This is a genomic window from Sphingomonas hankookensis (assembly GCF_022664465.1).
Classification (GTDB): domain Bacteria; phylum Pseudomonadota; class Alphaproteobacteria; order Sphingomonadales; family Sphingomonadaceae; genus Sphingomonas; species Sphingomonas hankookensis.
Genome location: NZ_JAKREV010000004.1, coordinates 335936 through 359587, shown reverse-complemented (window position 1 = coordinate 359587; position 23652 = coordinate 335936). Strand labels below are relative to the sequence as shown.

General features: G+C 67.5%; 11 protein-coding genes. 5 read left to right on the top strand and 6 right to left on the bottom strand.

Annotated features, from left to right (window positions below; genetic code table 11):
- Nucleotides 1–56 precede the first annotated feature (56 nt).
- The 6 genes from MF610_RS13215 to MF610_RS13190 all read right to left on the bottom strand — a co-directional run bounded on the left by MF610_RS13215 (nucleotide 57) and on the right by MF610_RS13190 (nucleotide 10439).
- A complete protein-coding gene (locus MF610_RS13215; RefSeq protein WP_242197452.1) occupies nucleotides 57–3056 on the bottom strand; it encodes a TonB-dependent receptor domain-containing protein in 3000 nt (999 codons plus the stop codon).
- A 179-nt stretch (nucleotides 3057–3235) separates the two neighbouring features.
- On the bottom strand, nucleotides 3236–4912 hold the full coding sequence (gene nagE, locus MF610_RS13210; RefSeq protein WP_242197449.1) for an N-acetylglucosamine-specific PTS transporter subunit IIBC: 1677 nt from the start codon (nucleotides 4910–4912) through the stop codon (nucleotides 3236–3238).
- Nucleotides 4909–7404, bottom strand: coding sequence for a phosphoenolpyruvate--protein phosphotransferase (ptsP, locus tag MF610_RS13205; RefSeq protein WP_242197446.1), 2496 nt, complete (start codon nucleotides 7402–7404; stop codon nucleotides 4909–4911). The genes nagE and ptsP overlap by 4 nt, the downstream gene beginning before the upstream one ends.
- A 44-nt stretch (nucleotides 7405–7448) precedes the next feature.
- Complete coding sequence (gene nagA / locus MF610_RS13200; RefSeq protein ID WP_242197443.1) at nucleotides 7449–8576, bottom strand: N-acetylglucosamine-6-phosphate deacetylase; 1128 nt, start codon at nucleotides 8574–8576, stop codon at nucleotides 7449–7451.
- Nucleotides 8573–9619, bottom strand: coding sequence for an SIS domain-containing protein (locus MF610_RS13195; RefSeq protein ID WP_242197440.1), 1047 nt, complete (start codon nucleotides 9617–9619; stop codon nucleotides 8573–8575). Before MF610_RS13195 ends, nagA begins: the two co-directional genes overlap by 4 nt.
- Nucleotides 9620–9650: 31 nt before the next feature.
- Nucleotides 9651–10439 (bottom strand): GntR family transcriptional regulator, encoded by a 789-nt coding sequence (locus MF610_RS13190; protein ID WP_242197437.1) that lies wholly within the window; start codon nucleotides 10437–10439, stop codon nucleotides 9651–9653.
- Between the two features lie 424 nt (nucleotides 10440–10863).
- Here MF610_RS13190 and MF610_RS13185 point away from each other — a divergent pair, with 424 nt between their 5' ends.
- The 5 genes from MF610_RS13185 (at nucleotide 10864) to MF610_RS13165 (ending at nucleotide 23618) form a co-directional block, all read left to right on the top strand.
- Complete coding sequence (locus MF610_RS13185) at nucleotides 10864–13653, top strand: TonB-dependent receptor (RefSeq protein WP_242197434.1); 2790 nt, start codon at nucleotides 10864–10866, stop codon at nucleotides 13651–13653.
- 197 nt (nucleotides 13654–13850) lie between these two features.
- On the top strand, nucleotides 13851–16139 hold the full coding sequence (locus MF610_RS13180) for a beta-N-acetylhexosaminidase (RefSeq protein WP_242197431.1): 2289 nt from the start codon (nucleotides 13851–13853) through the stop codon (nucleotides 16137–16139).
- Nucleotides 16136–18748, top strand: coding sequence for a beta-mannosidase (locus MF610_RS13175; RefSeq protein WP_242197428.1), 2613 nt, complete (start codon nucleotides 16136–16138; stop codon nucleotides 18746–18748). Before MF610_RS13180 ends, MF610_RS13175 begins: the two co-directional genes overlap by 4 nt.
- Nucleotides 18745–21327 carry a glycoside hydrolase family 3 C-terminal domain-containing protein gene (locus MF610_RS13170; RefSeq protein ID WP_242197426.1) on the top strand — a complete coding sequence of 861 codons (2583 nt, stop codon included), beginning with the start codon at nucleotides 18745–18747 and terminating at the stop codon, nucleotides 21325–21327. The genes MF610_RS13175 and MF610_RS13170 overlap by 4 nt, the downstream gene beginning before the upstream one ends.
- Nucleotides 21324–23618: a GH92 family glycosyl hydrolase gene (locus MF610_RS13165; protein WP_242197422.1), complete on the top strand. Its 2295-nt coding sequence runs from the start codon at nucleotides 21324–21326 to the stop codon at nucleotides 23616–23618. The genes MF610_RS13170 and MF610_RS13165 overlap by 4 nt, the downstream gene beginning before the upstream one ends.
- The last annotated feature ends 34 nt before the right edge of the window (nucleotides 23619–23652 follow it).

The following is a 23652-nucleotide window of genomic DNA, read 5'->3' as shown; positions in this document are numbered from 1 at the left end:
ACAAGGCCCGCCCTCCGTTATGGAGAGCGGGCCGTTCGTTCACGCAGCCACCGCGATCAGAAGCGGACGGTCGCGCCCGCCACGATCTGGCGACCCAGCAGGTCGTACCGGAACAGCGTGTTGTTGCGCAGCAGCCCCAGCAGCGAGCGCGAGTTGGGGATCAGCGGCGGATCGCGATCGAACAGGTTGTTGACCGCAAGGCGCAGCGTGTAGCGCTTCGCCACGTTGAACGTCGCCGCGAGGTCGAAATAGTTGTAATCGCGGATGCGGTTATAGGTCGAACGACGATCGGCAGTGCCATAGGGAATGCCGGTATCGGCATCGGCGTTGTAGGTGATCGTCATCGGCCCCTGGTAGCGCCAGTTGAGCGACAGGCTGACGATGTTTTCGACTGACGACCACGTCGTGCGCATGCCGTGGGTCCATTTCGGGAAGCCCTCGCCACAGAACGGCCCGTAATAGCCGACGCACTGGCGCGCCGGGACCGTCGGCGCTTCCTGCCCACCGATCGAGGTCATCAGCGTGCCGTTGAAGCTCAGGTCGAGCCGACCGGCATTCTGCAGGTTCAGCGCATATTGGCTCTGGAAATCCCAGCCATGCGAATCGCTGCGATACCCGTTGCTGGTCCCCTGGATGAAGAAGCCGGTCGTCGGGTTGCTCGCCGCCGGGCTGAACAGTGTGAACGTCCCCGGATTGCGCACGATGCCGCGGCAGAAATAGGGGTTCTGCGTCTGGACGCAGCCGTTCACGAAATCGTTCGCGCCGAAATAGCTGATCTGATCGCGCAGATCGATCAGGAACCGGTCGACCGACACCGTCAGGCCGGGCAGGAACCGCGGACGCAGGATGACGCCGAACGTCTTGGTATAGGCGGTTTCCGGCGTCAGGTCGAACCCGCCGTTGCGGATGGTGCACAGGCCATCCGGGCAGTTCAGCGTCTGGCTGCCGTACAGATTGTCGGGCAGGCCGGTGGCACGGCACGCGGCGATGCTGGCGGTCGGCGCCAGGAACCGGCCGGGGTTCTGCGGATCGGGCGTCGTGGCGCAAGGATCGTTGCGCGATCCGACCGTGACATAGTTGATGTTGCCCGCCTGCACCGCCTGGATCAGCGACGGCGCGGCCTGCGCCTTGTTGATCGATCCGCGGAAGGTGATGTCGTCGACCGGCGCCCACAGCCCTTCGACCTTCCACGTATCGAACGACCCTTCGAGGCGGTTGTACTTCGACCGGCGATACCCGGCATTGACCTGCAGCAGCTGGGTCCAGCTCTGGTCCTCGACCAGCGGCACCTGCGCCTCGACATTGCCTTCCCAGACATTCTGGGTGAAGCGCCCGTCGGTACCGCCATTGGTCAGGCGGAACTGCGCATCGGCGGTCGAAATGAAGCGCTCGGCCCGGAACTCGACGCCCGCGGCGATCGCGACGCCCTGTTCGGCCAGCGGCGATTTGATGCCATATTCGCCCAGATCGCCCGAAACGGTGCCGAGCACCTGCCACATGCTGGGCTTGCTGATCTGGACGCCGTCGACGCTTTCATAGACCGAATCGACGAACGCCGCCTGGTTGTTATACGGCTGGAACGGGTTGAACGGCACGCAGGCGCTGCCGCCGGTACGGCACGTCGGCACGCCGCCGACATTGTCGACGATCAACGACTGGCGCAGCCGCGTCTCGTTGGGGAACGGCGGATAGCTGTCGGTCGCGCGGTTGGCCGAATAGACGCCGGCAATGTCGTAATGCCACGCCTTCAGCACGTTGCCGCGAATCCCGCCGGTGACGCGATAGCCGAGATTTTCGAACTTGTTGTACGCCGGCGGCAGGCCGTCGAAGCGGTAGAGGACGTCGAACGGGACCAACGTGTTGGTACCCGCCGCATCGCCGCACAGCGTCTGCCCCTGCGATGCCGACAGGAACGGGTTGTTGCAGTTCACCTGATACGGCGTCGCGCCATAGACGCTCGAAGGATACACGCGCAGCGGCGTCGGGTTCTGCGACCGGTCGCGATAGGCGAGGAAGCTCGAATAGATTTCCGCCGCGTCCGACAGGTCGATGTTCAGGAAACCGCCGGCGTTGATTCGGTTGAACTGACGCTGCGCCGCGAACTCGTCGAACGGGTTGGCGGCGGCCCCGGCGACCGATCCCCACGGGATCAGGTTGCCCGAACCGTTCGGGTTGTTCACCAGCACGCGCCCGGCATTGGCGCCGGCGCGCGGAATGATCGTACCGACCTGCGTATACTGGCTGCGCGTGCAGGTGAGTGCCGAATCCCTGGTCGGGGTAGTCACTTCGCACGCCGACCACGACCGCGACCCCTGCGGCAACAGGTCCGCCTGGCGATAGCTGAAGAAACCGGTCAGATTGACGCGGTTGTCGAAGAACGAACGGCCCGCGGTCATCGTCACGTCGAGGCGCGCGCCGTCGTTGGTCAGGCCCGTGGGCGCCTGGAAGAACGAGCGCCGCGCCGCGTCGGTCACCGCATTTTCGCGGTTCTGGTGATTGTAGAAATTATAGTTGGCGTTCAATTCCACGCCGTCGAAATTCTTCTTCAGGATGAAGTTCACGACGCCCGACACCGCGTCCGAACCATAGACCGACGACGCACCGCCGCTCAGCACGTCGATCCGTTCGACCAGCGTCGCCGGGATGATGCCGACGTCCAGCCCGTTCTGGATGCCGAGGCGCAGGCCGTCGACCAGCGTCAGCGTGCGTTCGAAGCCGAGGCTGCGCAGCTTGATCCGCTGGCGACCGCTCGATTCGGCGTAATTCTGCTCGGCGTTCGGTGCGACCTGCGGCAGGCGGTTCAGCACCTCCTCGATCGTCGTCGCGCCCTGCGCCTGGATTTCCAGCGCGGTCACGGTCGCGATCGGTGCTGCCGACTTGTTGTTCGGGCGGACGATACGCGTGCCGGTCACGACGACCGCGTCGTCGTCCTTGCTGGTCGTCGTGGTCGTGTTGGTATCGGGCAGTGCCTCGACCGGTACGACCTGCGCCTGCGCGGTGCCGGCAAGGACCGTCGCAAGGCAGGAAGTCGCCAGCAGCTTCGTGATCGATGTCATGTTCGTCCCCCTGTTGGTGCCGCGTCGGCACCGGGGTCCGGGTCGCGCAGATTATTTCACCTGTGCGACAGTTTTCCGTCAGCGAGCGAGAACGTCAATATCGACTGAAACCGGTTTTCATCCATGCAAAACATATTGCAAAAATGGTGCGCTATTTGAGCAACACACCGTGAACGTTCTCAAACGAGCAGATGGACGATGGTCGGCGCGGTCTGGGCAACGCCGCGCACGCCGGGCAGCGTCACGCCGTCCAGCGCCCTCGGTTCGCGCAGTTCGACACGGACGCGACCAGCCAGCGGCTGGGCGCGCACGATCGCCGCTGCCCCGCCCAGCGCCGCGACCAGATCGGGCGACAGGTCGACCGATGTCGCGGCAACCGGCTCGGCGACCGCCGCGACGCTGGCGGCGGGTGCCCCGACGCCGGCCTCGCGGATTTCCTCGGCAACCTGATCGGCGATCGGGCCGACGATGACCTGCACCGCGCGGTCCGACGGGCGCAGCACGCCCATCGCCCCCAGCGCCTTCAGCGCCGCTTCGTCGACCAGTGCCTGATCGGCGACGACCAGCCGCAGCCGGGTGGTACACGCGCCGATGCTGGCGAGGTTCGCGCTGCCGCCGAGCGCGGCGAGGAACGCTCGCCCGCGCTCGCCCGCCACCGCCGGACCGCCGGCACTCATCGACGGGGCGCTGGCATCGCGGCCCGGCGTCTTGAGGTCGAAGCGCAGGATGAAGAAGCGGAACACGCCGTAATAGACCGCGAAATAGACCGCGCCGACCGGCAGCAGCATCAGCGGCTTCGTCGCCTTGCCATAGTTCAGCACATAGTCGAACAGCCCGGCCGAAAAGCCGAAGCCCAGCCGCACGCCCAGCGCATCCATCACCGCCATCGACAGCCCGGTCAGCACCGCGTGGATCGCGTAAAGCACCGGCGCCAGGAACATGAACGAGAATTCGATCGGCTCGGTCACCCCGGTCAGGAAGCTGGTGAGCGCGAGGCTGAGCAGCATCCCGCCCACCGCCTTTTTCCGCTCGGGCAGCGCCGATCGGTACATGGCAAGGCAGGCGGCGGGCAGGCCGAACATCATGATCGGGAAATAGCCGGCCATGAACGCGCCCGCGGTCGGATCGCCCGCAAAGAAGCGCCGCAGGTCGCCGGTGGTACCGTTGAAATCACCCAGCACGAACCACGCGACGTTGTTCAGGATATGGTGCAGCCCGGTCACCAGCAGCAACCGGTTGAGCAACCCGAATCCGAACAACCCGATGCTCCCCGATGCGACGAGCCCGCGGCTGGTCAGGTCGAGCGCGGCGCTGATCCCCGAAAAGCTCAGGCCCACGACCACCGCGATGGCGATGCCCGCCAGCCCGCTGACGATCGGCACGAAGCGCCGCCCGCCGAAGAAGGCGAGATATTCCGGCACCTTGATCGTCGCGAACCGGTTGTAGAAGCTGCCGCCGATCAGGCCGGAGACGATGCCGATCGGCACGTCGAGCTTGGCGAACGCCTTGACCTTCCACGCGGCGGACAGGGTGGCGGCGGTCGCTTCGTTGAACCCTGCCGTGACGTCGGCGGGCACCGTCAGGAACACCGGCCCGCCATTCTTGACGACGAGGTAGCAGACGACCCCCGCGAGACACGCCGCGCCGTTGCCATCGCGCGCAATTCCGCAGGCGACACCGATCGCGAACAACAGGCCGAGATTGTTGAACAACGCATCGCCCGCCGCGGCGAGCAGCGCTACGTCGAGCAGGTCGGGCTGACCGAGGCGCAGCAGCAGCCCTGCCACCGGCAGGACCGCGATCGGCAGCATCAGCGCGCGGCCGATCGGCTGGAGCATTTCGACGATCGACCTCATGCGGCAACCTCCAGCAGAAATTCGCGAACCATCGCCCGCACCTCACGCGGCGACGCCGCCGCCAGCGCGCGCATCGCCAGCGCGCGGCACGCGCCGGCGTCGAGCCGGCGGACCAGCGCCTTCAATTCGGGGACGAAGCGGGGCGAGGCGGACAGTTCGGTCACGCCCAGCCCGATCAGCAGCGGCACCGCCAGCCGATCGGAGGCAAGCCCGCCGCACACCCCGACCCAGCGGCCACCGCGCTTGGCCCCTTCGGTGGTGTGCGCGATCAATTGCAGCACGGCCGGGTGCAACCCGTCGATACCGCCAGCGACCGCCGGATTGCCGCGATCCATCGCCAGCGCATATTGGGTCAGGTCGTTGGTGCCGATCGACAGGAAATCGGCATGCGCCGCCAGCGTCGCGGAGGTGACCGCCGCTGCCGGGGTTTCGACCATGATGCCGACCTCTACCCGCTCGGCAATGCCCAGTTCGCCGCGCAGCTGCTCGACGACCTGCCGCACGGCGGTGATCTCGTCGACGCTCGCCACCATCGGGATCATGATGCGGCACTGCCCGACCGGGCGCACCGACAGGATCGCGCGCAGCTGCGTTTCGAGGATCTCGGGCATAGCCAGCGCCACGCGGATGCCGCGCAGCCCCAGCGCCGGATTTTCCTCCGCCGCGATCGGCAGATAGGATGCCGGCTTGTCGCCACCGACGTCGAGCAACCGGACGATCAGCGGCCGCCCCTGCAACGTCGCGGCGATCGTGCCGTACAGCGCGGCCTGTTCGTCGACATCGGGCGCGCTGTCGCGGTCGAGGAACAGGAATTCGGTGCGCAGCAGCCCCGATCCTTCGGCGCCATTGGCCATCGCCACCACCGCATCCTCGGCCGAACCGAGATTGGCGAACGCCTCGATCCGGACGCCGTCGGCAGTGACGCAGGTTTGTTCGGCCTGCGCCAGCGCGGCGGCACGCGCGGCGGTGCGGGCGTCCGCCTGCGCATGGGCTTGGGTCAGCGTCGCGTCATCGGGGGCGACGTGAATAATGCCGCTATCGGCATCGAGGATCAGCGTCGCGCCATCGGCGATGCCACCGACGGCCGCACCGACCGCGACCAGCGCGGGCAGGCCCATCGTCGCGGCAAGGATCGCGACATGCGAGGTCGGCCCGCCGCGCTCCACCACCAGGCCGACGACGCAGGCGGGATCGAGCGCCATCACCTGCGATGGCAACAGGTCGTCGGCGATCAGGATCGTGCCGGGCGCGAAGCTGCTCTCCTCCTCGGCAGCGCCGGTCAGTTCGCGCAGCACCTGCCGTTCGAGGTCGAGCAGATCGTCGGCCCGCTCGGCCAGTCGCGCGTCGTTCAAACCGCGTAGCGTCGCCGCCTGCGCGCGCGTCGCGCCCCGCCACGCATGGCCAGCATCGCGCCCGGCGGCGACGTCGCGCTCGGCGGCCTCGCGCAATTCGGGATCGTCGAGGAACGCGATATGTGCCGCGCGGATCGCGGCCCCTTCGCCATCCTGCGCCGCCAGCCGGTCGCGCACCGCCGACAGTGCGCTGTCGAGCCGGGCCGCTTCGACCACCGGCCCCTGCCCGTCGACCGGCACGTCGATCTCGGCGACACGCAGCCAGCGCGCGGTACCGATCGCAAATCCCGGCGCGGCGAGCGTTCCGGCCAGCTGGCCTTCGGGCAGGTCGACCGCTAGCGGCGGCGGTGCGGCGACCGGGGCGGGGGCGGCGTGCGCGCCCTCTCCCATGCCGCCTTCGATCAGTTCGGCCAGCGCGGCGACGGCAGCGTCGGCGTCGGCACCGCTCGCGATCACCTGTACCGTGTCGCCGAAGCGGATGCCGAGCCCGAGCAGCCCGACCGCCCCGGTGGTCCGCGCTTCGGCCCCGTCCTTCGCCAGCCAGCTGGTCGCCGCGAAGCCGCGCGCCACCTCGCCGATCCGCGCTGCCGGGCGGGCGTGGATGCCGTGCGCCAGTGGCACGCGGACGTCGCGGACCACGCGGTCGCCGGTGTCGGTGGCCGTTACGGCGTCGCTAACGCCGATCGGTTCGAGCGTCAGCAGCGCGTCGCCGACCGCTACGACCCGCCCGCCGCTGCGATCGGTAATCCGGAACCGGTCGCCATTGGTGACGATCAACGGCGTCATCAGCGACGGCGCCGCCTGCACCAGCGCGTCGAGGTCGAAGCCGATCAGCGGCTGGCCGCGCATCACCGTGTCGCCGACCGCGACCTGCGCGGTAAAGCCCTTGCCGCCCAGCTGCACCGTGTCGATGCCGATATGCATCAACAGCTCGACCCCGCCCTCACCGCGCAGCGTGATCGCATGGCCGCCGGCGTGCAGCGTCAGCACGGTGCCGTCGCACGGCGCGTGCAGCATCGTCCCCAGCGGGTCGATCGCCGCGCCGTCGCCCAGCATCCGTCCCGCGAACACCGCGTCCGGCACATCGTCGAGCGCGGTCGCCCAACCGTGGAGCGGCGCGGTGAGCTGGATGGCGGTCATGGATGCCCCTTCAAATTTGGTCCGGCGGACGAATGCCGGAAACGTCAGACGATGCGGTTGCCCGCGATCCACGTGCCGCGCACGGTCAGGTCGCGGTCGAGCCACACGAAGTCGGCGCTGTGGCCGATATCGATGCTGCCGATCCGGTGCGACAGCCGCAGGAACGCAGCGGGATTGGCCGACGCCATCGCCACCGCATCCTCTACGCGCACACCCAAGGCATGCGTGTTCGCCACCGCGGTCGCCATGTCGAGGTCGCACCCGGCCAGCGTACCGTTGGCATCGACGCACACGCCGTTCTCGACATGGATCGGCTGTCCGTTCAGCACGAACTCCTTCGATGCGGCACCGACGGTCGGCATCGCATCGGTCACCAGCATGAACCGGTCGATCGGCCGCGCCGCCAGCGCCACGCGGATCGCGGCGGGGTGCAGGTGCGCGCCGTCGACGATCAGCCCGGCATAGACCTGTGCGTCTTCCAGCACCGCACCGACCACGCCCGGATCGCGATGCTTGAGCGGCGACATCGCATTATAGAGATGCGTAACGCCGCGCGCGCCCGCATCCATCGCCGCACGCGCCTGTTCATAGGTGGCGTCGCTATGGCCGATGCTGACGATCACGCCGCCCGCGACCAGCCGCTCGATCGCGGCGGTATCGTTGCGCTCGGGCGCCAGCGTCACCATCACCACGCCCTTGCGCGGCCGGGTGAGCAGGTCGATCGCGCGATCGTCGAGCGCGCGGAAATGATTGGCGTCGTGGATGCCCTTGCGTACCGGATTGAGGAACGGCCCCTCGACATGGATGCCGACGACGCCGGGCACGCCCTGCTCGATCGCCGCGTCGACGGCGTCCAGCCCGGCAGCGACCACGTCCAGCGAATCGCTGATCAGGGTCGGCAGGAACGCGGTGGTGCCGTATTGCGCATGCGCCGCGCCGATCGCGGCGATGCCCGCCACGGTCGGTTCGTCGTTGAACAACACCCCGCCGCCGCCATTGACCTGCGTATCGACGAAGCCGGGCACCAGCCAGCCGCCGTCGAGGTCGATGACCTCCGCATCGTCACCGGCATGGAAGTCGGCGATGACACCGTCCACGACCGTGATCGCGCAACTGTCCTGCGTGCAGTGATCGGCGAGGACGCGCCCGCCGCGAAAGACGAAGCTGCTCATCGGGTTTCGGTGACCTTGCGCAGATGCGGCGGCTGGTCGGGGTTCAGCCCCCGGCGCAGCGACACCGTGTTGACCATGCGATAGAAGCTCTGGATCATCAGGATCGGTTCGATCGCGGGATGGCTGCGGATCGTCGGCGGATGGCTGTCGCCGTTCGCCGCATCGGCCAGATGCACCGCCGCGCCCCGCGCCGCGAACTCCGCCGCCGCCGCGCGGACGTCGTCGCCGGCATCGTCCGACGTGGCGAAGCCCAGCAACGGGAAGCCGTCGTTGATGATCGCCATCGGCCCGTGCCGCACCTCGGCGCTGCTGAACGCCTCGGCATGCAGTGCCGACGTTTCCTTCATCTTTAGCGCCGCTTCCTGCGCTACGCCGAAGCTGTAGCCGCGGCCGATCACGAACAGGTTGCGCGCCGCGACCAGCGTGTCGGCGACCGGCGTCCAGTCCAGATCGAACGCCTGTTCCAGTTGCCCCGGCAGCGCGTCCAGCGCGGCCAGCAGGTCGGCATCCTCGCTCCAGTGGGCAGCAATCGCGGCAAGGCCAGCGAGCGAGGCGATGAACGACTTGGTCGCGGCGACCGACGTCTCGGCACCGGCCGACAGCGGCAGCACCGTATCGGCCAGCGCGGCGAGCGGCGAATCCTCGACATTGACCAGCGCCACGACGCGCGCACCCGCCGCCTTGTAGCTTTCGACGGTGCGCAGCAGATCGGGGCTGCGGCCCGATTGCGACACCGCGATCACCAGCGCGTTCATACGCTCCATGCGCGTCGCATAGACCGACGCCACCGACGGCGCGGCGCTGGCGACCGGCACGCCGCACAGCGTCTCGACCAGATATTTGCCATAGGTCGCAGCATGGTCCGACGACCCGCGTGCGCAGGTGACGACCAGCGCCGGCGGATCGGCGCGCAGCGACGCGCCAAGCTCGGCAAGCGCGGCGGCGTTGCGCGACAGGAAGCGCGCGACCGATGCGCCGCCCTCTCCCGCCTCGCGGTACATCGCAGTGGCCGCGGTCGGCGCGGCCTGAACGGTGGACGTCATGAACCCCCTCTTGGTCCCGGCCAGCGCCGGATCAGCTTGCGTTCAATTCGGCGACGACGTCGTATGCGTCGCCACGATAATAGGATTGGGTGAATTCGACCGTGTCGCCATCGGCCAGGAAACCGCGGCGTTCGATGAACAGCCCGGCATGGCCGACCTCGACACCCAGCCGCTTCGCCTGTTCGGCGGGAAACGCCATGGCGCGCAGCCGTTGCAACGCGCGCACCGGGCGACACCCGGTCACCTCCAGCGCGGCATAGAGCGAGTCGCCGACCGCATCGACACCCGGCAGGCAGTGTCCGGCGATCGCCGAATATTCGACCGCCATCGGCACGTCGTCGGCAAAGCGCATCCGCTGGAACCGATAAACCGGCGTGCCGGGCGACAGCCCCAGCGACATCGATTCCTCGGGCGTCACCAGCCCGGCCGACTTGGACACCCAGGCGCTGCTCGGCACGCGACCGCGCGCGCGCATGTCTTCGGAAAAGGACGACAGTTTCGAAAAGCTCTTGTCGACCCGCGCTGCGACGAAGGTGCCCGCCCCGCGACGGCGCACGACCAGCCCCTCGCTCGCCAGCCCTTCGATCGCCTTGCGCACGGTGATGCGCGACACGCCATATTCGGCGGCCAGATCGCGTTCGGGCGGAATGGCATCGTCCTGTTGCAGCACGCGCCGTTCGATCGCCGTGCGCACCAGCTGCTGCAACTGAACATAGAGCGGCGCATGCGCATCGTCGCGCAACAGCCCCACCCGATCCGAAAACGCCTCGCCGCTCGATGGCGACGATGCATGGACGGCAAGGGCGGATGGGTTCGACATGGCGCTATCGATAGGTCCCTTTTTGGTATCATGCAATGGCATTTCTGGACCAGATCATGCGGCTGTTTTGCGCCGTTCGAGCGGTGGCGACGCCGGATTGGGCTATGATGGCACGCACGATGGCCGTCGGAACAGCTAACGGCAAATCAACTACAGCATCCCATCATGCGCAATAATATTACTCACCCATCCGAACATGCGGCATTTTTATCGCAATCTACCGCGCATTCCCCCTATTTTCTCACCTGTGAATAATCTTTTCATTTTTATGTAGATTTTATGATTGCGATTGGTCACATTGCATTCGACCAAAACGAGCCTGCATGGTGCCAATATAGTACCAATGCTGGACGCATGTCGTCTCGCCCGTCGCGGCCACATCGGGGGGGCGCATTTCGCGCCCAAAGATCAAGGGGTAGGGTCCATGGCATTTTCGCGTTTCGCATATCTAGCCTCCACCGCGCTGGTCGCGATCGCCGCCCCGGCGTTCGCGCAGGAAGCGCCCACCGCCACGCCGCCGTCCTCGGCCAATGCACAGAATACCGACCAGGCCGAACCGGCCGCATCGGATGACAGCATCGTCGTGACCGGTATCCGCGGATCGCTGCGCAACGCGATCAATGTGAAGCGTCAGGCGAACGCCGTCGTCGACGTCATCTCGGCCGAGGACATCGGCAAGTTCCCCGACCGCAACGTCGCCGAATCGCTGTCGCACATCCCCGGCGTGTCGATCGACCGCCGCTTCGGCGAAGGCGAAAAGGTCGCGATCCTCGGCACCGACCCCGCGCTCAACCGCATGCTGCTCGACGGCCATGCGCTCGCCTCGGCCGACTGGGGCGGCAACGACAACGATCCGTCCAGCCGTACCTTCAACTATTCGCTGCTGGCGCCCGAGCTGGTCGACCGCCTCGAAGTGTACAAGTCGCCGGAACCGCGGATCGAGGAAGGCAGCCTTGGCGGCACCGTGATCGTGCGCACCCGTCGCCCGCTCGACCTTGCCGCAAACTCGGTCTTCGCCTCGGGCGGCTATTCGTACAACGACCGCGCGGACAAGGGGAATATCCGCGGATCGGGCCTGTACAGCTGGAAGAACGATGCAGAGACGTTCGGCGTCCTCGTCGCCGCGACCTATGACAAGCAGAACCTGACCCGCGCCGGCGTCGAATTCTTCGGCTATCAGAGCGGTGCCGACTTCTTTCAGAAGAACGCCGACGGCAGCGTCCGTCGCGACGCGCAGGGCCAGGGCGTCCTGCTGAACCAGGCGGCAACGATCACCGGCGGCACGAAGAACGACCTGATTAACGCGGTCGCGCCGTTCGGCATCAACTATGCCTATTTCCAGCAGACCCGCGAACGCGCCAGCGTGTCGGGCACCGTGCAGTTCCGCCCGGTCGAGAACCTGACCTTCTCGCTCAACGGCCTGCACATCGACGGCAAGTACAACAACTACAGCCAGTCGATGTATACGATTCCCGTGGCATGGACCGGCAGCGTGCTGCAGTCGGCGACCGTGAATAACGGCGTCGTCACTGCCGCCAGCTTCGGCGCCGCGCCGAACCAGAGCGCACAGCTCGACACGCTGGTCCGCCGTACCTCGCTCAAGACCGACAACATCAACCTGTTCGCCGATTGGGAAGGCGATGGCGGTGCCAAGGTGTCGTTCGCCGGCGGCTGGTCGAAGGCGACCGGCGGGCGTAACCCCGAATATCTGTTCAACGTGCAGACCAAGCTGCCGTTCAGCTATTCGTTCACCCCGGAATCGGCCGAAGTGAACTTCGTCGGCGACCTGACCGACCCCGCCAACTATTTCACCAACCCGAACAACAACCCCGCCCAGATCGAAGGCCGCCCCGTGCTGGGCCCCAACGGGCAGCAGCTGAACGCCGCGCAGATCGGTGGTCTCGACTATAGCGTCACGACCGACCGCGACGTCTTCGGCGGTTTCGACGCGACGATCCCGGTATCGTTCGGCGGCTTCACCGAAATCATGCTGGGCGCCCGCGTGACCGAACACGTCAACCGGGTCGATGCGCGCGGCATCAACACCTATCTGACCACCTCGCGCCTCGGTTCGCAGCTCGGTGTCGACACCACCTCGACCCCCGACGGCACCTTCTCGGGCAGCGGCGGCAGCGGTAACGCGACCAAGTATCTGAACCTGTCCGAACAGGCGGTGATCGACATCCTGGCGGGTGCGGTCAACAGCCCGCTGGTCAACAAGATCGGCGCCTCGACCCGGGTGAAGGAAACCGTCTCGGCATCGTACATCCAGGCAAATTTCGATCAGGACGGCTGGCGCGGCAACATCGGCGGTCGCCTGGTCTACACGCAGGACGTGTCGAACTACGCCACCACGCTCAGCAACACCGTCAACCCGCAGCCGGTGCCGACGACGACCGCGACCGATTACCTGAAGTTCCTGCCGAGCGTGAACATCGCCTATTCCTTCTCGCCGCAGTTCATCGTGCGCGGCGCGGTGGCCCGGGTGATCTCGCGTCCGCGTTATCAGGACCTCGCAGCGGCGACCTCGCTGAACGACATCACGCTCGACGGCGGCGGCGGCAACCCGAACCTGAAGCCGTATGAATCGACCAACTACGAACTGACCGCCGAATGGTATCCGCGCGCCGGATCGCTGGTCGCGGGCGAACTGTTCCGTCGCGAAATCAGCAACTACATCATCAACACCCGCACCAATCAGGTGTTCTTCAACTCGCTGCAGAACCGGCTGACGACCTATAACGTCAACCAGCCGATCAACGGCGGCAAGGCGACGGTGAACGGTGCGCTGATTTCGGCCCAGAGCGAAATCTGGGGCGGCTTCGGTATCCAGGCGAACTATTCGTATCAGGAAAGTTCGACCTCGTCGGTCGATACGACCGGTGCCGAACTGAACCTGCCGTATCTGTCGAAGCACACCGTCAACGTGATCCCGTATTTCGAAAGCGGGATCTTCCAGACGCGGCTGAGCTACAACTACCGCTCGAGCTATTTCCGCACGATCGGTCGCCTGAACTCGCGCGAAATGGTGGCACCGTACAGCCAGCTCGATCTGTCGGCGTCGGTCAACGTGACGCCCAAGATCACGCTGACCGTCAACGCGCAGAACCTGCTCGACGAGACCTATTACCAGTATAATGCGACCCGCGATCGCCCGACCGCCTTCTACAAGAACGGTCGTACCTTCGCGGCCAGCGTCGCCTTCCGGCTCTAATGCCGGCAGGGGAGGCCTTGGTGGGCGCCATCCGATCGGGTGGCCGCCATGTCCCTGCGCTTCCCCTGCGCCGTGCGCATCGCATCCACGCGCATGGGTTTTCCGGCCCCGGCAGTGCCGGGGCCGTTTTTCGTTCCGGCTGACGGAAAAGTATACGACACGGTCGGATCGGCCGGTCGCACTGTGGGGAGTATCGCGTGAAGCATCGTCTGACCTGGGCAGCACTGGCTGCCGCGACGGCCATCGTCGCACCGGCCGCCGCACAGACCGCGCCCCTCCTCCCCCTGCCCGCGCAGATGACACCGGCCAGCGGTTCGATCACCATCGCGAACGGCGCGGCCATCGTCGTTCCGGCGGGCGACCCCGGCGCCGCGACCGCCGCCCGGCTGCTGACCGACCGGGTGAAGACCGATCGCGGACTGACGCTGGCGACCGGCGCGCAGGGCCCGATCGCCTTCGTACGCGATGCCGCGGTCACCGGGGACGAGGCCTATCGCCTGACCGTCACGCCCAAGGGCATCACCATCACCGCCAGCGGCGACCGCGGGCTGGTATGGGGTGCGATGACGCTGGCACAATTGCTCAGCCCCGACACGAAGTTCGGCCGCCCGGTACGCGTCGCCGCGACGACGATCGACGACGCGCCGCGCTTCCGCTGGCGCGGGCTGATGGTCGACGTCACCCGCTCGTTCCAGCCGATCGACACGCTCTATCCGGTGATCGACACGATGGCCGCGCAGAAGCTCAACACGCTGCACCTGCACCTCACCGACGATCAGGGATGGCGCGTCGAGATCAAGCGCTATCCGAAGCTGACCGAGATCGGCGGTTTCCGCGTGCCTGCGGTGGCCGGCGGCGGTCCGGGACCGAAGGTCGGCGGATTCTACACGCAGGACGAACTGCGCAAACTGGTCGCCTATGCCGCCACGCGCGGCATCACCATCGTGCCCGAAATCGACATGCCCGGTCATGCGCAGGCAGCGGTCGCGGCCTATCCGGAGGAAGTCGGCGTGCTGGGCGACCGTCCGCCGGTCGGCCATGACTGGGGGGTCAATCCGTGGCTCTTCTCCCCTAGCCCACGCAGCATGACCTTCATCAAGAACGTCCTCGACGAGTTGATCGACATCTTCCCCTCACGGTTCATCCACGTCGGTGGCGACGAGGCGGTCAAGGACCAGTGGCAGCGCTCGCCGGAGGTACAGGCGCAGATGAAGGCGCTGGGCCTCAAGACCGAGAACCAGATGCAGGGCTGGATGATCTCCGAACTCGGCAAATATCTCGCGTCCAAGAACCGCCGCCTGATCGGCTGGGACGAGATACTCGAGGGCGACGTCCCGACCAGCGCGACCGTCATGTCGTGGCGCGGCGAGGCCGGCGCGGTCGAGGCGGCGAACAAGGGGCATGACGTCGTCATGTCGCCCGCACCCAACCTGTATCTGGACAGCCTGCAATCGTCGGCGCCCGACGAACCGCCGGGGCGCATCACCTTCCAGACGCTGGAAATGGTCTATGGCTATGAACCCGTCCGCCCCGGCGTGACGGCGGAGGCTGCGGCGCATGTGCTGGGCGCGCAGGGCAATGGCTGGTCGGAATATCTGGCGACGGCCAAGCAGAAGGAACACGCCACCTTCCCGCGCCTGTCGGCGATCGCCGAATTTACGTGGAGCCCGCGCGAGAAGCGCGACTGGAAAGGGTTCGTCGAACGCCTCCAGCCGCAGATGCTGCGCTATGCACGACAGGGGATCGCGGCGGCGGACAGCGCCTTCGCCGTCACCTATACGCTGGACGGGGCGAAAGGCGACGTGTTGCGCGGCAAATCGCCAAAACTCACGCTGACGACGCAGACCGGCGCGGGTACGATCCGCTACACCACCGACGGCAGCGCGCCGACCGCCCGTTCGCGCACCTATGCCGCGCCGATCGCGCTGAAGCCGGGACAGGTCGTGACCGCCACCGCCTTTGCGAAGGACGGCCATGCGCTTGCCGCCCCGCGCGCGTTCGACGCGACGCGACCGGCGCTGCTGCGCGCCACCGGCTGGGCCGATGTCGTGGCGTGTCCCAAGGGGGCGCTCGGCCTGCGCGTGCCGTTGGTGTCGGGGCAGGTCGGCGATGCGCCGGCGTACAACGTCAACACCTTCGACACCTGTACCATGGCGCCGAAGATGCCGCTGGACGTGGCGCAGGCGTTCAAGGTGACGGTCGCCCGCCTGCCGCGCCATTACGGCCTGGCGCATGATTTCAAGGCGCTGCGCGGGCATTTCGCGGTGACCCAGCACGGCGAGCTGGTGATGCGCACCGGCGGCTGCACCGGCACGATCGCCGCGACCTTCCCGCTGCCCGACCCGAACACCGCGCCCAACCGGTTCACCTTCACCGGCACCTTCGCCAAGCAGGACGGCGACAGCGACGTCTGCCTGCAATTCACCTCCCCGCTCTCCGACCCCTATTACACGGTCGATACGCTGCAACTGGAAGACGCGAAGTGAAGCCTGCCCTGTTCCTGCTGCTCGCCGCCGCCCCCGCCGCGCTGTGGGCCGCCCCGCGCGAGACCGTGACGCTCGACAAGGGGTGGCAGGTCCGCCTCGCCCCCGGTGACGCGGCGGCAAAGGACCATCCGAAGGCCGCCCGCTGGCTGCCGGCGAAAGTGCCGGGCACCGTCCAGACCGACCTGATCGCGGCAAAGATCACGCCCGACCCGTTCGTCCGGCTGAACGAAGCGACGATCCAGTGGGTCGGGCGCAGCGACTGGGAGTATAAGGGCACGCTCAACGCCACCCCGGCGCTGCTGGCGCGCGGCCATGTCGACCTCGTATTCGACGGGCTCGACACCTTTGCCGAGGTGTTCGTGAACGGTACGAAGCTGCTCGCCGCCGACAATGCCCATCGCCGCTGGCGCGCCGACGCGAAACCATTGTTGAAGGCCGGCGCCAACGACATCCGCATCGCGTTCAAATCGCCGCTCGGCGTGCTGAAGCCGATGGTCGCCAAGCTCGAAAACCCCCTGCCCGGCGAATATGATTCGACCGCGGGCGACGAGCCCGAGGCGCGCCAGACCTCGCCCTATATCCGCAAGCCGAAATATCATTATGGCTGGGACTGGGGTCCCCGCATCCTGAACGTCGGTCCCAACGGTCCGGTCCGCATCGACGCATGGGACGATGCCCGCATCGATATCCTGCGCGTGCAGCAGGAGGCGGTGACGCCCGCCGAGGCGCGGCTGTCGGCCGACGTCACCATCGTCGCCGATCGCCCGGCGACGGTACAGGTCGACGCGATCGTCACCGGTCCCGACGGCACCGCCGTCCGCGCCAGCCGCAGCGTCGCGGTGACGGCAGGCGAAAACCGGGTGAGCGTGTCCGTAGCCATCGCCAATCCGAAGCTGTGGTATCCGGCGGGCTATGGCGCGCAGCCGCTCTACACCGTCGCCACCGAAGCGCGGCTGGACGGGGAAGTCGTCGACCGGCAGCAGCGCTCGACCGGCATCCGCACCGTCGAACTGGTCCGTGAAAAGGACGCGATCGGCCGCGGCATGCTGTTCCGCATCAACGGCATCCCCGTGTTCGCCAAGGGCGCGAACCTGATCCCGTTCGACAGTTTCGGGCCCCGAGTCACCCACACGTACATGGCGAAAATCCTGTCCGACGCGCAGGCGGCGAACATGAACATGCTGCGCATCTGGGGCGGCGGCATGTATCTGCCCGACAGCTTCTTCGACACCGCCGACCGGCTGGGGCTGATGATCTGGTCCGACTTCATGTTCGGTGGCGCGATCACCCCCTATGACCCTGAATACCGCGAGACGGTGAAGATCGAGGCGGAGGAACAGGTCGACCGGGTGCAGGCGCATCCCTCGATCGTGCTGTGGTCGGGCAACAACGAAGTGCTGTCGGGCTGGGAAGGCTGGAGCGACCGTACCGCGTACAAAAAGCGCGTCGGTGCCGACGAACAGGAGCGGATCGGCGTCGGCATGGCGATCCTGTTCGACCGCGTGCTGCGCGACGCCGCCGAACGCCGCGACGCCGACGTGCCGTACTGGCCCGGCTCGCCCAGCGCCAATTACGAGGGCAAGCCCGATCAGGACGCCAATGGCGATCGCCATTATTGGGACGTGTGGGGCGGCAAGAAGCCAGCCACCGCCTATCTCGACAGCTGCCCGCGCTTCATGTCCGAATATGGGCTGCAGGCGATGCCCGACATGGCGACCATCGCCAAGTTCGCCGATGCCAGGGATCTGGCAGTCGACTCGCCGGTCATGACCGCACACCAGAAGTTCCTGAAGGGCGCGGGGCAGCAGCGGCTGCTTGACTATATCCGGATGCGCTACCGGACCCCACGCGACTTCGCCGACTTCGTCTATCTCAGCCAAGTGATGCAGGCCGACGGGATCCAGCTCGGCGCGCTCCACCACCGCGCCTGCCGCCCGGTGACCAGCGGCACGCTCTACTGGCAGCTGAACGACGTGTGGCCCGGCGCGTCGTGGTCGAGCATCGACTATTATGGCCGGTGGAAGGCGCTGCACTTCGCCGCACGCCGCTTCTTCGCGCCGCTGGCGGTGTCGGCCGGGCGTCGCGAGAACGGCACGACCGACGTGTCGCTGATCTCCGACCGCACCGTGCCGGTCACCGCGCGCTGGCGGGTGCGGACGATCGACGTCGACGGCCGCACCACCATGAGTCACGAAGCCGCGATCCAGTTGCCCGCGCTGTCGGCGACGAAGGTCGCGACGATCACCGATGCCGACCTGTTCAAGGGCGCCGATCCGAAGCGCAGCGTCGGCGTGGTCGAACTGCTGGTCGACGGCGCGGTCGCGTCGCGCGCACTGGTAACCGGCGTGCCCGAAAAGGCGATGGCGCTGCCCGATCCGGGCCTAACGACCAGCTGGTCGACGCTCGACGGCAAGCCCGCGCTGACCGTCACCGCCAAACGCCTCGCCCGCGCGCTGTGGATCGGCTTCGGCACGCTCGACGTGCAGGCGTCGGACAATTTCCTCGACCTGCTGCCCGGCGAAAGCGTGACGGTGACGATCACCGGCAATGCATCGACCGGGACCCTCAAGAAAGCGCTGCGCCTGCAAACGCTGGGGGCCGCCAAGTGAGTCTCCTCCTTGCGCTCCTCGCCGGTACGGCCGAACCCGACCCGCAGATCGCCGCGACCATCGCCGCAATGACTCCGGCGGAAAAGGCAGCGCAGTTGCAGAGCACCGCCCCCGCGCAGGGCGATGTGCTGCCAGCCTATGACTATTGGAACGAGGCGCTGCACGGCCTGGCGCGCAATGGCGTCGCCACCGTGTTCCCGCAGGCGATCGGGCTGGCGGCGACATGGGACGCGCCGCTGATGGAGCGGATCGGCACCGTCGTGTCGACCGAGGCGCGCGCCAAATACAACGCACTGCCGGGCAGGAACCGGCGGCGGTACGAGGGGCTGACGATCTGGTCGCCCAACATCAACATCTTCCGCGATCCGCGCTGGGGTCGCGGCATGGAAACCTATGGCGAGGACCCGGTGCTGACCGGCGCGATGGCGGTCGGCTATGTCCGCGGGCTGCAAGGGCCCGACCCGCTGCAACCGCGCGTCATCGCCACGCCGAAGCATCTGGTCGCGCATAGCGGGCCGGAGGCGGGCCGCGACGCGTTCAGCGTCCAGACCGCGCCCTATGACATGGAGGCGACCTACCTCCCCGCCTTCCGCCGCGCGCTGACCGAAGGAAAAGCGCAGTCGGTGATGTGCGCCTATAACGGCATCCACGGCGTGCCGGTCTGCGCCGCAGGGTGGCTGTTCAACGAACGGCTGCGGCGCGACTGGGGCTGGAACGGCCTCGTCGTGTCCGACTGCGACGCGATCGGGAACATCGCGCATTACCAGCGCTATGCGCTCGACAACGCCGCCGGCTCCGCCGCCGCGATCAACGCCGGCATGGACCTGAATTGCGGCAGCGCCTACGCCGCGCTCCCCCGCGCGCTCGAACGCGGGCTGACGACGCCGGCGGTGGTCGACCGCGCGCTGGAGCGTACCTTCGAGGTACGCAAGCGGCTGGGCGACGCCTTCGGCACCAAAAGCCGCTGGGACTCGATCCCCGCCAGCGCGCTCCACACCTCCGCGCACCGCGCGCTGGCGCTGGAGGCGGCGCGCAAGTCGCTGGTGCTGCTCCAGAACAACGGCGTCCTGCCGCTGAAGCGTGGTGCGAAGATCGCAGTCGTCGGCCCCAATGCCGACAGCCTCGACGTACTGGAGGCCAATTACAACGGCACCTCCGCCGATCCGGTGACCCCGCTCAACGGCCTGACCGATCGCTTCGCGGTAACCTATGCGCAAGGATCGACGCTGGCCGACGGCGTGCCGCTGGTCGTGCCGCAGACCGCCTTCGGACCGGGACTGAAGGCCGAGTTCTTCGCCGATCCGGCGATGTCCGGCACCCCGGTCCTCACCCGCACCGATCGTACGATCGATTTCAACTGGGCCCGCACCAGCCCGACGCCCAAGCTCCCCGTAGACCGCTACGGCGTGCGCTGGAGCGGCACGCTGACCCCGCCGGGGCCGGGCCGCTACACACTGCGCATCGACATCAACCGCTGCTGGGACAAATGTTCGGGCCGCGACAGCGTGAAGCTGTGGGTCGATGGCAAGGACGTGCTGACCGCTACAGGCACCGCCGCCGTCGAGGGCGCGGCCAATGACAGCAAGTCCGAACGGATGGAGGCGGTGTTCAACTTCGCCGACACGGCCCCCAAGCCCTTCCGCCTCGACCTGACCCATGCCAGCACCGACGACAGCATCCGCCTGACATGGATCGCCCCCGCCGATCCGCAGCGCGCACAGGCCGTCGCCTCCGCCCAGAATGCCGACGCCGTGGTAGCGTTCGTCGGCCTCTCCCCCGCCGTCGAGGGCGAGGCACTCCGCCTCGAAGTCGCCGGCTTCTCGGGTGGCGACCGCACCGACATCGCCCTGCCGCAAGCGCAGCAGCAGTTGCTCGAAGCGGTCAAGGCATCGGGCAAGCCGCTGGTCGTCGTCCTGCTGTCGGGCAGCGCGGTGGCGATGGAATGGGCCAAGACCCACGCCGACGCGATCGTCGCCGGCTGGTATCCGGGCGAAGTCGGCGGCACCGCCATCGCCGACGTCCTCGACGGCACGACCAACCCCTCGGGCCGCCTGCCGGTCACCTTCTACGCCAGGACCAGCGACCTCCCCGCCTTCGTCGACTACAACATGAAGGGCCGCACCTACCGCTATTTCGACGGCACCCCGCTGTGGGGCTTCGGCCATGGCCTGAGCTACACCAGCTACGCCTATAGCGACGCCAAGGCGCCAACGACGCTGACCGCCGGCCAGCCGCTCACCGTCACCGCCCGCGTCACCAACACCGGCAAACGCGCCGGCGAAGAGGTCGCGCAGGCCTATCTGATCGCGCCGCCCGCGCTCAACAAGATCGGCGCGTGGAACGATCCGGTGCTGCGCCACAGCCTCACCGGGTTCCAGCGCGTCGCGCTCAAGCCCGGACAGGCGAAGACGGTGACCTTCACCCTCGACCCGCGGATGCTCAGCACCGTGGCACTCGACGGCACCCGCGCGGTCCGCCCCGGCGCCTATCGCCTGTTCGTCGGCGGCGGCCAGCCGGGCACCTCGCCCGGACAGGAAATCGCCTTCACCGTTACGGGCACGCAGGAGTTGCCGAAATGACCACCCTTTCCCGCCGCGCGCTGCTGGGCGGCACCGCCGCGCTGGCGCTGGTCGATGCGCTGCCGGTCGGCGCGGCGACGACCCGCCCGGCCCGGCCGAACCTGTTCATCGGCACCGGCGGCGACGGCCATACCTTTCCCGGCGCGACCATGCCGTTCGGGATGGTCCAGCTGTCGCCCGACACCGACACCGCGCGCTGGGCGACCTGTTCGGGTTACCACAAGGACGACACGTCGATCCTGGGGTTCAGCCACACGCATCTGTCGGGCACTGGCATCGGCGACATGCTCGACATACTGGTCGTGCCGACGCGCGGGCCGGTGTTGTTGGAGGGCGGCCCGCTCGACGATCCCGACAAGGGCTATCGCCAGCGCTTCAAGGACGAAGTTGCCGAACCCGGCTATTACGCCGTCACCCTCGAAAGCGGCGTCCGCTCCGAACTGACCGTGACCGAGCGCACCGGCATCCACCGCCACCGCTTTCCCGCCGGCCCCGGCCATATCCTGATCGACCTGTCGCACCTTGTGCTGGAGGGCCCCAACCAGCGCCCCTATATCGACGAGGCCGCGCTGACCCTCGAAGCCGATGGCAGCATCACCGGCACCCGCCGCGTGTTCCGCTGGGCCAAGGGCCGCCGCATCTTCTTCGCGATGCAGTTGTCGCGCCGGCCCGACCGGGTCGAGTTCTTCGGCGATGCCGACGCACCCGCCGGCAACAAGGGCGTCACCGGCAAGCGGCTGAAGGCCGTGCTCCATTACGACGACGCCGGCGGCGCACCGATCGTCATCCGCACCGGCATCTCGGCGGTCGACCTGCCCGGCGCGAAGGCGAACCTCGCCGCCGAAGCCAGGCACTGGGACTTCGACCGCTACGCCCGCGCCGCGCGCACGGCATGGGCGCGCGAAATGGACCTGATGCGCTTCGAAGGCGGCACCGAACAGCAGCGCACCGTCGCCGCCTCGGCGCTCTACCATGCCTCGATCGGCCCGACGCTCTTCTCCGACGTCGACGGTCGCTATATCGGTCTCGACCGACAGACGCATAGCGTGCCGAAGGGTGATGCTGCCTACAGCGCCTATTCGCTGTGGGACACCTATCGCGCCTTCCATCCGCTCCAGACACTGATCCGCCCGACGCTGACCCAGGCGTTCACCCGCGACCTGATCCGCCAGACGCAGCAGAGCCCGTTCGGCCCACCCGTCTGGCCGTTGCAGGGGGTGGAGACCGGCACGATGATCGGCTGGCACTCCGTTCCGGTCCTCGCCGAGGCCCGCGCGAAGGGTGTGTCCGCCGACTATGCCGCGGCATGGGGGGGCGTGAAGAAGCGCTCGTTCGACTGGACGACGCCCAATCTCGACAACAGCATCGGCGTGCAGGTCTATGACGAGCTGGGCTATGCCCCCGCCGACCGCATCTTCGAAAGCGTGTCGAAGACGCTGGAGTTCGCGTACGACGACTATGCCGGCGCGTTCATCGCCGATGCGGCGGGCGATGCCGCCGGCGCGGCGCGGCTGCGCAAGCGGTCGGGCAACTGGCGCAACGTGTTCGACGCCAAGCTCGGCTTTGCCCGCGCACGGCTGGCCGATGGGCGCTGGGCCGAACCCTTCGCCCCCAACGGCATCGGCCATATGAAGAGGTGGCGCGACTATACCGAAAGCAACAGCTGGCAGGCGACCTTCCTCAACCAGCACGATATCTACGGCCTGATCGCGGCGATGGGCGGCGATGCCGCGTTCGAGGCGAAGCTCGACGGGCTGTTCAGCGCCTCGTCCGAACTGCCCGCCGACGCCCCGCCCGATATCTCGGGACTGGTCGGGCAATATGCCCATGGCAACGAACCCAGCCACCACGTCGCCTATATGTACGCCTATTGCGGCGCGCCGTATAAGACGCAGGCGATGGTCCGCCGCCTGCTGACCGAAATGTATCACGACCGCCCCGACGGCATCATCGGCAACGACGATTGCGGCCAGATGAGCGCATGGTATCTGCTCTCGGCATTGGGCTTCTACCCGGTCGATCCGGTCAGCGCGACCTATGTGCTGGGCTCGCCATTGTTCGACCGCGCGACCGTGCGGGTCGGCGGCGGGCGCAAGCTGGTAGTCGAGGCGCGCGGCAACGCCCCCGACCGCCCCTATGTCCGCAGCGTGACGTGGAACGGCCGGCCATGGACCAAAAGCTGGATCGCGCATGCCGATCTGGCGAAGGGCGGACGGCTGGTGTTCGACATGTCGGCGACCCCGAACAAGGCGTTCGGGCAGCGCCGTGAGGATCGGCCGGGCACCCGGTGATCCTCGTCACGATCCTTGCCACCGCCGTGCCGGT